Source organism: Sorangium sp. So ce296 (genome assembly GCF_051529605.1).
Classification (GTDB): Bacteria; Myxococcota_A; Polyangia; order Polyangiales; family Polyangiaceae; genus Sorangium; species Sorangium cellulosum_D.
Genome location: NZ_CP150325.1, coordinates 4838541 through 4851779 on the forward strand (window position 1 = coordinate 4838541; position 13239 = coordinate 4851779).

Below are 13239 nucleotides of genomic sequence, written 5' to 3' on the forward strand. Positions count from 1 at the left end.
GGCTCTCCGGGCGGCGCGAGCGCGCCGCCTGCGCCTAGCGCTAGCATGGACCCATGGCCAAGAAGCCCCCCATCGCGCCGTCGAATGCGGACGCCGCGGAGCGCGATGCCGCGGCGTCGCCGAGGCCCGCGCGCTTTCACGGCGCGACGCTCGCCGGGGCCGACTTCGACGACGCCGACCTGCGCGGCGCGCGCTTCCACAACGTCGCGCTCGCCGAGGCCGAGCTCGACGATGTGGACCTGCGCGGCGCGCGCTTCCACAACGTCGCGCTCACGGAGGTCGACCTCGACGACATCGACCTGCGCGGCGCCCGCCTCCACAACGTCGCGCTCGCCGAGGCCGAGCTCGACGACGTCGATCTGCGCGGCGCCCGCCTCCACAACGTCGCGCTCGCCGCCGCCTCGCTCGACGACGTGTCGCTGGCAGGCGCGCGGATCGACAACGCCGACGCGGCGGGGACGCGCTGGTCCGACGTGACCTTGCGCGGCGCTCGCCTCGAGGCGTCGGACCTCCGCGAGGTCGAGATCACCGGCTGCAAGATCGACGGGCTCACCATCGACGGCGTGCGGATCGACCGCCTGCTCGAGGACGCGAAGCGCCGAGCGAGCGCGAGCCCCACGCCGGAGGCGGCCACGAAGGAAGCAGCGCCGGGGAAGAGAAAGGCGAAGCGCCCCGCTCCCGGGCGGTGAGCGGGCGGGGCGCCTCGCGCGATCGCGGGTGGCCTACGCCTCGATCAGCCCGGTGCGGACCGCGATGCGGGTCAGCTCGACCGCGCTCTTACATCCGAGCTTCGCGTAGATGCGCACGCGGTGGGTCTCCACCGTCTTCGGGCTGATCGTGAGCCGCGCGGCCGTCTCGCGCGTCGACACGCCGGCCGCGAGCAGCCGCAGCACCTGGCGCTCGCGCGGGGTCAGCGCGTCGAGGCCGCCGGAGCCCTCGCTCGCCGGCTTGCGCATCGCGCGTACGACGGCGCCCGCGATGCTCGAGGACAGCGGCGCGCCGCCGGTCGCGATCCGGCGGATGCCCTCGATGACCTCCTCGAGCTTCGAGGTCTTCACGAGGTAGCCCTGCGCCCCCGCGCGGAGCGCCTCGGCGACGCGGAACTCGTCGTCGTAGCCGCTCAGCACGAGCAGCTTCGCCTGCGGCAGCTGCGCCCGCAGCGCCCCGAGGAGCTCGATGCCGTCCCGGTCGGGGATGTTGAGATCGACGAGCACCACGTCCGGCTTGCAGCTCGCCGTCTCGCGCAAGGCGTCGGCTGCTGTCCCGGCCTGGCCCACGACGACCATGTCGGGCTCGTCCGAGAGCGCTCGAGCGAAGCCTTCGCGGACGACGGGGTGATCGTCGATCAGATAGATGTGCAGCTTGCTAGCAGGGGTTTCCGCCATGATGACCACAGGGGGATTGGAGTGTCCTTCGGACCACAATTCGATACCCGCGAGCAGTTCAAGTCAAGCTGCTCGGGTCGTCCTGGGAGGAACCTTACAGGGGTATCAGGTGCTCAACGATCTGCAAGCAGCGGCGCGGCGGCAAGCCCAATTGATGAGGAAAACTCCGTCCTGAGCGAGTTTCGGAGCTCAGCGGAGATCTGCGCCGTGGGAAGCGTTACGCCGCGCGCCATGCGCCACGCCGCGCGCCATGCGCCATGCGCCACGCCCGGCGCCATGCGCCACGCCCCGCGCCAAGCGCCACGCCCCGCGCCAAGCGCCACGCCCCGCGCCACGCCCGCGCGACCTGCCCCATGCGGTCGCGGCGGCCGTCTGGTATCCTTTGCGCGGCTCATGCGCCGAAAAGGCCAGCGATCGAGAGAAACTGGATGAGCTCGCCGGGCCCTTCTCCGTGCCTGGCCGGCGCCTCGCCGCCCCCGCGCGCGGAGATCTTCGTCGTCGACGACGACCCGGCGCTCGTCGACTCGCTGATGGAGCTGCTCGCCGACGAGGGCTACGGCGTCCAGGGGTTCACGCGGCCGCTGGAGGCGCTCGATCGCCTCGCCCGCGGCGCGCGGCCGCGGGCGGTGCTGCTCGACTACGTGATGCCCGAGATGACGGGCGAGGAGTTCCTCGCCGCGCTCGCCGCGGCGGGCGTCGAGGTGCCCGTCCTCCTGCTCTCCGGCGTGAGCGAGCCCAGCATCCGCGGCGCCGTGGCCGGCGTGCTCGCGAAGCCGTTCGACGTCGACCGGCTCCTCGGCGTGCTCGATCGGCTGACCGCCGACGTGCAGCGCTAGCCCACCGCCGCCGCGCCCCGCCCTGATCCCGGCCTGCACAGGCGCGGCGGCACGATCCTCGCGTACCCCGGCCCCGGGGAGGAGCCGAGGATGTCGTCTCTCCAAGACAGCGCCGCCGGGCCGCCCGTCGCCGCGCGGGGCGGGCCGAGCAGCCCCGGCCTCGCGGGCGCGCCGGCGGCCGCGATCCGGCTGCCGGCCGAGCTGCACCACCGCTTCCGCTTCGTCGTCCTCGACGCGAGCGTCCTCCCGGAGGCGGCCGGCGGCCCGGAGGCGGACGGCGGCGCCGCGGCGCTGCTCGACGCGCTGCTCGCGATGGGGGTGCGCGTGGCGCTCCTCGCCCGCGAGGGCGTGCCCCACCTCGCGCGGCGGCTCGAGCGCGGCGCGCGCGCGGAGAGCGCGGCGGACCGGAGGCGGCTCTTCGTCGGCGCGCTCGAGGGCGCCGAGCTCTACGGCTTCGATCGCCGCGGCGCCGCCGTCGCGCTCGCCGCCGCGGCGCCGCCGGACGGGCGCTCCGCGCTGGCCGCGCTGCTCGCGCAGGTGATCGCGCCGCTCCGCATCGCGCCGCGCGACTGGCTCGCCATCTCGCCGGAGCCCGGCGGGGGCGCGCCGGCGGCGGGCGCGCGCGGGCTCGCAGGCGCGCGCGGGCTCGCGGGCGCGCCCGAGCTCGCGGGCGCGACCCACGCGGCGGCCGGCGCGCGGCGGCTCGGCGAGATCGTCGCGCTCCAGCGGGACCTCGACCGGGAGCTCGGCGCGCTCGCGGCGCCGCGCGACGCCGCGTGGATCGTCGAGGAGCCGGGGTTCGACGTGGCGCGCGAGCACGAGATCGAGTCGCTGCTCGCGATCGCCAACGGCTACCTCGGCTCGCGCGCGTCGCTCCCGGAGGGGTCGAGCGTGTCGCGGCCGGCGACGTTCATCGCGGGCGCGTTCGAGCCCTCGGCCGACGTGAGCCGCGTCCCGGAGCTCGTGATCGCCCCCGACTGGGGCCGGCTGAGCGTCGCCATCGAGGGCGAGCCGTTCTCGGCGGAGACGAGCGGCGTGCTGCACCACCTCCGCGCCCTCGACCTGCGGCGCGGCGTGCTGCTGCGCGAGTGCCTGCGGCGCGGCGAGGCCGGGCACCTCGCGCACGTCCACACGCTCCACGCGGCGTCGCTCGCGGACCGCCACGTCCTCGTCGAGGCGCTCAGCGTCGCCCCCATCAACTTCACCGGGACGATCCGCGTCGACGCGATCCTGAGCGGCGACGTGAAGAGCGCGAGCGGCGCGGCGCACTGGGCGCGCTTCTCGGCGGACGCGCGCGCCGAGAGCCTGCTCCTCGTCGGCCACACGCACGGCGGGCTCGAGACCGCGATGACCTCGCACCTGCGCGCGCTCCCGGGCGAGGCCGCCGAGGGCTCGCCGCCCGAGGTCCCCGACGGCGCGCGCTGCGAGCGCACCGAGGGCGCGCGCTCCATCGCCGAGCGCTGCGACATCGGCGTCCGCGTCGCCGAGCGGCTCCGCCTCTTCCGGACGACGACGCTGCACACGTCGCGCGACACCCCCGCGCCGCGCGAGGCGGGCGAGGCGCTCCAGGCGGAGCTCTCGCGCCGCGCCGCGGGCGACGTGCTCGGCGAGCACGCGCGCGCGTGGGCGGAGCGATGGCGCCGCGCCGACGTCGAGATCGACGGCGCCCCCAAGATCGAGCGGGCGCTCCGGTTCGCCCTCTACCACCTCATCGGCGCCGCCAACCCGGACGACCCGCGCTGCTCCATCGGCGCGCGCGGGCTCAGCGGCGAGGCGTACCGCGGCCACGTCTTCTGGGACACCGAGACGTTCCTCGTCCCCTTCTACACGCACTGCTACCCCGAGGCCGCGCGCGCGCTGCTCCTGTACCGGCACCGCACCCTCGCGGGCGCGCGCCGCAAGGCGAGGTCGCTCGGCTACGAGGGCGCCCTCTACGCGTGGGAGTCGGCGGACACGGGCGACGAGACGACGCCGCCGCTCCTCGTCACGCCGTTCGGCGAGGTGGTCCGGGTGCTCTCCGGCGAGCAGGAGCACCACATCAGCGCCGACGTCGCGTACGCGGCGCACGCGTACGGCCGCGCCACCGGCGATCTCGAGTTCGAGCGCGGCGAGGGGGCCGAGATCCTCGTCGAGACGGCGCGCTTCTGGGCGAGCCGCGCCGAGACCGGGCCGGACGGGCTCGCCCACATCCGCCGGGTCATCGGGCCGGACGAGTACCACGAGGCCGTCGACGACAACGCGTTCACGAACTGGATGGCGCGGTACAACCTCCGCGCCGCCGCCGCGGTCGTCCGGCGCGGCGTGGCGCGCGGCGACGTGCTCGCGGCGCTCGACCTCCGGCCCGAGGAGGTCGAGCGCTGGTGCGACGTGGCGGATCGCATGGCCCTCGGGCTCGACCCGCGCACGGGCCTCATCGAGCAGTTCGCCGGCTACTTCCGCCTCGAGCCGTTCGCGATCGCCGACTACGCCGTGCGCAGCGCGCCGATCGACGTGCTGCTCGGTCGCGCGCGGACGCAGGCCTGCCAGGTCGTGAAGCAGGCGGACGTCGTGCAGCTCGTCGCGCTGCTCTGGGGCGCGGTGCCCGCGAGCGCGCGGCGCGAGAGCTTCCTCTACTACGAGCCGCGCACCGCCCACGGGAGCTCGCTGAGCCCGGGCGCCCACGCGCTCGTCGCCGCCCGGCTCGACCTCCACGCCCACGCCGCGCGCTACTTCGACCAGACCGCCGACATCGACCTCGGCAACACGATGGGCAACGCCGCGGGGGGCGTGCACGTCGCCGCGATGGGCAGCCTCTGGCAGGCGGTCGCGTTCGGCGCCGCCGGCCTCACGCGCGTCCCGCGGAGCGCGCTCGCGGCGCGGCTCCCGCCCGCGCCGCCGTGGCCGGACGAGGACGAGGCGATCGGCGTCGAGCCGCACCTCCTGCCGGGCTGGCGTCACCTCAAGATCCCGATCTCGTGGCGAGGCCGCGCGCTCGAGATCCACGTGGAGGACGGCGCGGTGGAGGTCGCGCTCGAGGGGAGCGCGCCGCTGCCGATCGCCGCGCTCGACGCGGGCGCGGTCGCCTGCGCCGTGGTGGCCGAGCCGGGCCGGCGCTACGCGGCGCGGCGGGTCGGCGGCCGGTTCCAGACATGGGAGGAGGTCACGACATGCTGAGCGCCGTGCGCGATGGGTCTCTCGGGGAACGTGGGGCGCTGTCCGGGCCGGCTTCCGCGGCCGATCCGCCCCTCGGCGCGCGCGAGGGGGGCGACGAGCCGTCGCCGGAGAGCGGCGCGCGGAGCAGGAGCGTGCTCGTCGCGCTCCACGGCCGCCGCGCCCACCAGGGCGCCCTCGGGCTCGGGCGGCTCATCGCCGGCGCGCTCCACGCGCCGCTGCACGGGCTCCTCGTCTGCGCCGAGCCGCTCGAGGCGAGCGAGGTGCCCGCCCACCTCGGGGTCACCCCGGAGGCGCTGCAGGGCGTGGTGCTGCACGTCGCGGCGAGCGAGGATCCGCCGGGCGCGCTCGCGGCGGCGGCGAGGGGCCGCGGCGCCTCCCTCGTGGTGGTGGCCTCCGAGCCGGAGGAGGTCGTGGACGAGCGCCTCGGCGTCGGCCGGCTCGCCGCGCGCGCGCTGGAGGCCGCCGCCTGCGGGGTCGTCGTCATCGGCCCGGCGGCGCCGACGTCGTCGCGGATCGAGCGCATCCTCTTGCCGCTCGACGGGACCCCCAGCACGGCCGCCGCCATCACCCCCGCCGGAGAGCTCGCCCGCAGGCTCGGCGCCGAGCTCGACATCGTGATGGTCGGCGGCGCCTCGCCGCGGGAGGCCGACGACGCGCCGCCCGTCTCGACGCCGTTGCCCTCCGAGCCGGGCGCGATGGTGGCGCCCCTGTACGTCGATCAGCCCCAGCACGAGTGGCCCGCGTTCACCGAGGAGTTCCTGGCCCGGTTCCTGAGCGCGATCGGCCACTGCCCCCACGACGTCGCCACGCGGTTCTTCCTCGGCAAGGGCGAGCCGGCGGCGGAGATCCTGCGGCTCGCCGGGCAGCTGACGAGCGACCTCGTGGTCCTGGTCTGGCACGGGCAGCTCGAGGATCACCACGGCGGCGTCTTCCGCGACGTGCTCTGCGGCGCCCCCTGCCCGGTGATGGTCCTGCGGCGGTAGCGCGCGCTCTTCAGCGTGTTCTCCGGCGCGGCCGCGCCCCGCCGGGCGGGCTCCACGCCAGCGGGCGTCGAAAGGCGCTATGGTGCGCCGCCATGGTCGCCCGCAAGCTGCCCGCCAGCGAGTGCCGCAAGATCGTCGACCCCCAGACCTTCCGCTTCTCCACGACGGATGACGTCGCGCCGCTGTCCGCGGGCATCGGCTCGCAGGAGCGCGCCCTCGCCGCGCTCTCCTTCGGCCTCGAGATCCGCCAGCCCCGCTTCCACGTCGTCGTCGTCGGCGCGCCCGGCACCGGCCGCACGTTCTGCGCGCGCGCCGTCGCGAAGCGCATCGCCGCGAGCCGCCCCACGCCCGACGACATCCTCCTCTTGCCGAACCCCCACCGCCCGAGCGAGCCCACGGTCCTGTCGCTCCCCCCGGGCGAGGGCCGCCCGTTCGTCGCGGCGATGGAGGAGCTCCACGAGAAGCTCGTCGACGCCCTGCGCGGCGCGACCGAGGGCGAGCGCTTCAAGCAGGCGCGCGGCAAGATCCAGCGCCGGGTCAACGCCGAGGAGCGGCGGCTCGAGGAGCAGCTCAAATCCGCGGCGCGCGAGCTCGGCCTCGATCTCGTCCGCGGCGACGACGAGGTGCAGATCACCTCGCTCGACGACGCCTCGAACGCGCCCGACGGCGAGGCCCTGCACGCCATCGCCGGCTCCATCGAGGAGTTCGAGATGCGGCTCGCCACGGTGCAGGACGAGGCCGACGCCGAGCTGCGCAGCGTCGTGAAGCAGCTGCTCAGCGACGGCGTGAAGGGCTGCTTCCAGCCGGTGCGCGCGCGCTTCGAGGGGCGCGACGACATCAGCGCCTTCCTCGCGGACGTCGAGACCGTCGTCTCGAAGGAGTTCCGCCTGCTCGTCGACGAGGCGCGCGGCGAGGAGGGCGGCGCCACCCTGCCGCGCGGCGTGGTCGTCCCGACGCTGCTCACCGAGCACACGCCCGACTCCGGCGCCCCCGTCGTGGAGGTCCCCTACCCCACGCTGAGCGCCCTCTTCGGCCGCACCCACGCGCCGCCCGACTCCGGCTTCCCGCCCGAGCCGGGCTTCGCCGTCGCGGGCGCCCTCCACGAGGCGGCCGGCGGCTTCCTCATCCTGCCCGCGGGCGCGCTCCTCAAGAACGAGGCGCTCTACGAGCAGCTCAAGGCCTGCCTCCTCGCCGGCAAGTTCATCGTGCCCGAGCACAACCCGTCGTACTTCCGCGGCACCGCGGAGGAGCTGCTCTTCCCGCCCATCTCGATCGACGTGAAGGTCGTCCTCGTCACGAACCCGCAGCTCTACCAGGACCTGCACGACGCCGATCCGGAGTTCTCGCAGCTCTTCAAGGTGCAGGCGCGCTTCGAGACGACGATCTCGCTCGACCAGGCGCTGCTCACCTACCCCGCGTTCCTCGCCGGCTTCGCGCACGATCGCGGCCTGCCGCCGATCACGGCCGACGGCGTGACCGCGCTCCTCTTCCACGGCGGCCGCCTCGCGGAGAGCCAGACCAAGGTGAGCGCGCAGCTCGGGCTCATCGCCGAGGTCGCGACCGAGGCCGGCTACCGGGCCCAGCGCCGCGGCCGCAAGGTCGTCGACGGCCCCGAGGTCAACGAGGCGCTCGAGGCGGCCCGCCGCCGCGGCAGCCACTTCCGCGACCACGTGCACGAGATGCTCTCCGACGGGACGATCCGCATCGACGTCACCGGCCGGCGCGTCGGGCAGGTCAACGCGATCTCGGTCCTGTCCGACGGCCCGCAGACGTTCGGCCGCCCCTGCCGCGTGACGGCGGTCGTCTACCCGGGCCGCGAGGGCCCGGTGAACATCGCGCGCGAGGTCGAGATGTCCGGCCCGCTCCACAGCAAGGGCGTGCTCGTCCTCACGGGCTACATCGCCGCGCGGTTCGCCCAGCACCGCCCGCTCTCGTTCGGCGCCTCGCTCGTCTTCGAGCAGACCTACGAGCCCATCGAGGGCGACAGCGCCTCGTCGAGCGAGCTCTACGCGCTCCTGTCGGCGCTCTCGGGCGTCCCCATCCGGCAGGAGCTCGCCGCGACCGGCAGCATCGATCAGCAGGGGAGCATCCAGCCCGTCGGCGGCATCAACGAGAAGATCGAGGCCTTCTTCGATCTGTGCGCCGCCAAGGGCCTGACGGGCGAGCAGGGCGTGCTCATCCCGAGCGCCAACCGCGACGCGCTCATGCTGCGGGGCGACGTCATCACCGCGATCGAGGCCGGCCGCTTCCACGTGTACGAGGTGAGCTCGGTCGAGGAGGGCATCGAGATCATCACCGGCGTCCCGGCCGGCGTCGCCGACGCGGACGGGAGGTACCCGGAAGGGACCGTGTTCCATGCGGCGGACCAGCGGCTCGAGCGCTTCCACCAAGCGATCGCCGACACGATGAGAGGGGGGCCGAGCGCGGATCCCCGGGGCATGCTCCGGGGTCGCTGAGGAGGACCGATGGCCGCGAAGCGCACAGCCAAGCCGCGGGCGCCGAAGGAGCCGAAGGCCGCGCCCGCCCCCCGGGCGCGGCGGAAGAAGGCGGCGCCGGCCGCGGGCACGCGCGGCCTCGACGCCGCCGAGCTCGCCGCGGGCGCGCCCCCGCCGGACGTCGCCGCGCTCGCCGAGGCGATCCGGAGCGACGGCGGCAGCGTGCTCGCCGTCTACCGCGAGCCCGTCGGCGGCGCGTGGGCGGTCCTCGCCGGCCTGCCGCTCGATCGGGTGGAGCCGACGCCGTTCCAGCGCGACCTCTCGGAGGCGCACGTCGCGCGCCTCGGCGAGGTCATCGACAAGCTCGACTGCTTCCTCGATCCCATCATCGCCGTGCGGACCCCGCTCTCGTCGGGGCCGGGCCGGGCCGGGCCGTCCGCGCCCGGCGAGGGGAGGTACTGGACCCCGAACGGCAACCACCGCCGCGCCGCGCTCACGCGCCTCGGCGCGAAGAGCGCGGTCGCGCTCGTGCTGCCCGACGAGCGGATCGCGTACCGCATCCTCGCGCTCAACACCGAGAAGGCGCACAACATCCGCGAGAAGGCGCTCGAGGTGACGCGGATGGCGCGCTCCCTCGCCGATCTCGATCCGCGGCCGGAGCAGGAGTTCCGCCTCGAGTTCGAGGAGCCGAGCCTGCTCACCCTCGGCCTCTGCTACGAGCAGCGCCCCCGCTTCTCGGGCGGCGCCTACCAGTCGGTCCTCCGGCACATCGACCGCTTCCTCGACGAGCCGCTCCCGGAGGCGATCGAGACCCGCAGGGCGCGCGCCGAGCTCCTCCTCGCGGTCGACGACGCGGTCGCCCAGGCCGTCGACGCGCTCAAGGCGCGCGGCTTCGAGAGCCCCTACCTCAAGGCGTTCGTCGTGGCCCGCATCAACCCGCTCCGCTTCCAGAGGTCCCCGGACGCGCCGTTCGAGCCCACGCTCACCAAGATGCTGGCGTCGGCGCAGCGCTTCGATCCGGCCGCGGTCCGCCCCGACCAGGTCGCGCGCGCCGCCGGTCCGCCCGAGGAGCCCGCCGGATGATCCCGGCCGGCGCCGCGTGCGCGATCGCCGCCGTCGCCGCGCTGCTGCTCCTCCTCGGCGGCCTCGTCCGGGCGAAGCGCGCCGCGCGGCCCGCCCGCCGCGCCGAGGCCCCCGCGCCCGCCGGTCGGCGCCGCTGGGCCGCTCGTCCGGCCGCGCGCGCCGGGGAGGCTCCCGCCGCGTCGCCGCCGTCCCACCGCGGCGATCCCCGGGCCATCTACGCGTACGCCGCGCACGTCGTCGGCCAGTCGCTCGCCTTTCATGGCAGCTACCGGGCGGCGGCCGCGTCGCTGCGCGACGTCCCGCTCGACTGGACGCCGCCCGGGGTGCGCTTGCTCCTGATGAGCAACCTCGCCCAGTGGCAGCTCTGCGCGGGCGACGTCGAGGCGGCCAGGCGGCTCCTCCCGGACCTCTGCGAGGAGCGGGCGCCCGCGTCGGTGCGCCCGCTCGTGCGGGGCGCGCGCGCCGCGGTGCTCGTGCGCACGGGCGACGCCGAGGGGGCGCTCTCGCTGGTCGGCCGCTCGGACGGGGAGCGGGACGAGCCGTCCGAGGTGCGCCAGCGCTACCGCATCACCCGGGCGCACGCGCTCGCCGCCCGGGGCGAGCTCGCCGCCGCGCGCGCCGAGCTCCGCCGGGTGGTCGACGACGCCGGCATCGACGAGCTCTGCCGCTGGATCCCCGCGGGCGGGCCCGCCCGGGCTACCATGATCGAGCTCATCGACGCGGGGTGACGGACTCGCGATCTCCCGCCCTCGTCCGCCGCGCGCGGCCGGCGCGTCGCTCCCTCCGGGGCTCCCGACGAGGCGGTGAGCGCCGCGCAGCCCCGGCCACTCACGCCCTCGTCGGACCGCGCGGCGCCGCGACGCCTCGATTCTCCGGCAGATATCGAGTCGGTGGACTCGCCATCAATTCGGCAGATCGTCCGATTGTCAATCCTCATTTACCTGATTTGTCGCGCAGGAGCTCCCGTACGCTTTTTCTGGAGATCCGGCTCGATCGAGCGACCTGGTGGGCTCGTGGCGGGGATTCCGCAGGACGGTGGGGGGCGCAACGTTGCGGGCGACTGGCATCTGGTAGAAAAAGGATGCTGTACGCAAAGTGCATCGGGCCAGGTAGGCTTCTCGCGTCGGCGGGGGAGAATGCATGCCAACCTGCACGGGTGGCCAATGAGGGTGGGGGCGCCGCGGGGGGGCGTCTGCGGGTGCAGCACCGGTTCTGCCACGACCACGCGCCCGGCCGGGGCGGCTGCCCTCGTTGACGGGAGCCTGCCTGGGAGGCTCCCATGAACCGCCCAACGGACACGCCGCCTCATCGCATCCTCATCGTGGACGACAGCCCCACGTACCTGCACCAGGTCGCGGCGGCGATGCGCGACGAGGGCTACGTCGCCGTGCTGGCCCACTCCGGGGAGGAGGCGCTCGCGCGACTCGCGGCGGCGCGCGTCGACGGCATCCTGCTCGACATGGTGATGCCGGGGCTGTCGGGTCCTGCCACCTGCCTCCGCATCAAGGCGAACGCCGCGTGGCGGCCGATCCCGCTGCTCATGCTCACCGGCCGGGACGACCACAAGGCGATCCTCGACGCCCTCTCGGCCGGCGCCGACGACTTCGTCACGAAGTCGGGCGAGCTCACCGTGCTCAAGGCCCGCCTGCGCGCCCAGCTGCGCCGCAAGCACTACGAGGACGAGAACCGCAGGATGCGCGAGCTCCTCCTGCGCCGCGAGATGGAGGCGGCCGAGGCGCGCGCCGACAAGCGCCTCAAGCAGAGCGAGGAGCGGTTCCGCCTCATCGTCGAGGGCGTCCAGGACTACGCCATCTTCATGCTCGACCCCGCGGGCCGCATCGCCAGCTGGAACCCGGGCGCCGAGCGGATCAACGGCTACCGCGCCAACGAGATCATCGGCCGGCACTGCTCGGTCCTCTTCCCGCCGGAGGACGTCGAGCTCGGCAGGCCCGCCGCGGAGCTCGAGTGCACGGTGGAGGCCGGGCGCTCGGTCCAGGAGGGCTACCGCGTCCGCAAGGACGGCACGCGCTACTGGGCGAACGAGGTGATCAACGTGCTCTTCGACGAGGCCGGGCGCCTGCGCGGCTTCGCGAAGGTCACCCGCGACGTGACCGAGCGCCGCCGGGTCCACGAGGCGCAGCGCATCCTCGTCTCGGCCGGGCAGATCCTCGGCGAGTCGCTCGACTTCGAGGAGACGCTGCGGCGCGTGGTCCGCGTCGCCCTCCCCGATTTCGCGCAGATCTGCGTGCTCCTCCTGCAGGACGAGTCCGGCGCCACCGAGCGGCAGGTCACCGCCCACGCCGACCCCTCGATGGCGGCGGCCGCCGAGCTGCTCGGCAGGCTCACGGCCGACTCCTGCGCGCGCGGCATCGGCAGGGTCCTGCGCACGGCGCAGCCGGAGCTCATCCCCCGGGTGACCGACTCGTTCGTCCGGGCGATCTCCTTCGATCAGGCGCACTACGAGGCGCTGCGCTCGCTCTCGCTCGCCTCGCACCTCACCGTCCCGCTGACCGCGCGCGGCCGGACGCTGGGCACGCTCTCGTTCGCCTCGACGCACCGGCGCTACGACGCCGTCGATCTCGACCTCGCGCAGGATCTCGCGCGGCGCGCGGCCCTGGCCGTCGACAACGCCCGGCTCTACCGCGAGGCGCGGCTCGCCGTGCGCGCGCGCGACGATTTCCTCACGATCGCCTCCCACGAGCTCCGCACCCCGCTCACGCCCATGCAGCTGCAGGTCGACGGCCTCCTGCGCGCCGGCAAGCGCGGCGACCTCACCGCCGAGCGCGCGACGCCGCGGCTGGAGATGATCAAGCGCCAGGTCGAGCGGCTCGCCCGGCTCATCACGAACCTGCTCGACATCTCGCGCATCTCCGCGGGCCGCCTGCAGCTCGAGCTCGAGGACGTCGATCTCGCGGCCACCGTGAACGACGTGCTGGATCGGTTCCGCGAGGAGCTCGCCGCCGCGGGCTGTCCGGTCGATCTGTCGGCCCCGGCCTCGGTCGTCGGCCGGTGGGATCGCCTGCGCCTCGATCAGATCGTCACGAACCTCCTCTCGAACGCGATCAAGTACGGCGCCGGCAAGCGCATCGACGTCGCGGTCTCGGACCTCGGCGACCGCGCCCGCCTGGTGGTGCGGGATCGCGGCATCGGCATCGCGCCGGACCAGCAGGCCCGCATCTTCGAGCGCTTCGAGCGCGCCGTCTCCAGCGAGAACTACAGCGGCTTCGGCATGGGGCTGTGGATCGTGCGGCAGATCGCCGACGCCCTCGGCGCGACGATCGAGGTCGAGAGCCGCCCGGGCGAGGGGGCGACGTTCACCGTCGACCTGCCGAAGGTGCCCACCTGACGCGCGCCCGCGCCGCGC

9 protein-coding genes are annotated in these 13239 nt (G+C 74.9%); 8 read left to right on the plus strand and 1 reads right to left on the minus strand.

What is annotated here, in order from left to right; translation table 11 throughout:
- The first annotated feature begins 53 nt into the window (after window positions 1-53).
- A complete protein-coding gene (locus WME98_RS18230; protein ID WP_437952442.1) occupies window positions 54-689 on the plus strand; it encodes a pentapeptide repeat-containing protein in 636 nt (211 codons plus the stop codon).
- A gap of 33 nt (window positions 690-722) precedes the next feature.
- On the opposite strand, the gene WME98_RS18235 is transcribed toward WME98_RS18230, so the two are convergent.
- Window positions 723-1385: a response regulator gene (locus tag WME98_RS18235; RefSeq protein WP_044970202.1), complete on the minus strand. Its 663-nt coding sequence runs from the start codon at window positions 1383-1385 to the stop codon at window positions 723-725.
- Window positions 1386-1813: 428 nt separating this feature from the next.
- Here WME98_RS18235 and WME98_RS18240 point away from each other — a divergent pair, with 428 nt between their 5' ends.
- The 7 genes from WME98_RS18240 to WME98_RS18270 all read left to right on the plus strand — a co-directional run bounded on the left by WME98_RS18240 (window position 1814) and on the right by WME98_RS18270 (window position 13221).
- Window positions 1814-2221, plus strand: coding sequence for a response regulator (locus tag WME98_RS18240; protein ID WP_061628008.1), 408 nt, complete (start codon window positions 1814-1816; stop codon window positions 2219-2221).
- Window positions 2222-2311: 90 nt separating this feature from the next.
- Entirely contained in the window at window positions 2312-5374 is a 3063-nt protein-coding gene (locus WME98_RS18245) for a glycoside hydrolase family 65 protein (protein WP_437952443.1), read from the plus strand.
- Entirely contained in the window at window positions 5368-6357 is a 990-nt protein-coding gene (locus tag WME98_RS18250; protein WP_437952444.1) for a universal stress protein, read from the plus strand. The genes WME98_RS18245 and WME98_RS18250 overlap by 7 nt, the downstream gene beginning before the upstream one ends.
- Before the next feature lie 92 nt (window positions 6358-6449).
- Complete coding sequence (locus tag WME98_RS18255; protein ID WP_437952445.1) at window positions 6450-8813, plus strand: AAA family ATPase; 2364 nt, start codon at window positions 6450-6452, stop codon at window positions 8811-8813.
- 9 nt (window positions 8814-8822) lie between these two features.
- Entirely contained in the window at window positions 8823-9875 is a 1053-nt protein-coding gene (locus WME98_RS18260; protein ID WP_437334390.1) for a chromosome partitioning protein ParB, read from the plus strand.
- Complete coding sequence (locus WME98_RS18265) at window positions 9872-10603, plus strand: hypothetical protein (protein WP_437952446.1); 732 nt, start codon at window positions 9872-9874, stop codon at window positions 10601-10603. Before WME98_RS18260 ends, WME98_RS18265 begins: the two co-directional genes overlap by 4 nt.
- 551 nt (window positions 10604-11154) lie before the next feature.
- Window positions 11155-13221: an ATP-binding protein gene (locus tag WME98_RS18270; RefSeq protein ID WP_437952447.1), complete on the plus strand. Its 2067-nt coding sequence runs from the start codon at window positions 11155-11157 to the stop codon at window positions 13219-13221.
- Window positions 13222-13239 lie beyond the last annotated feature (18 nt).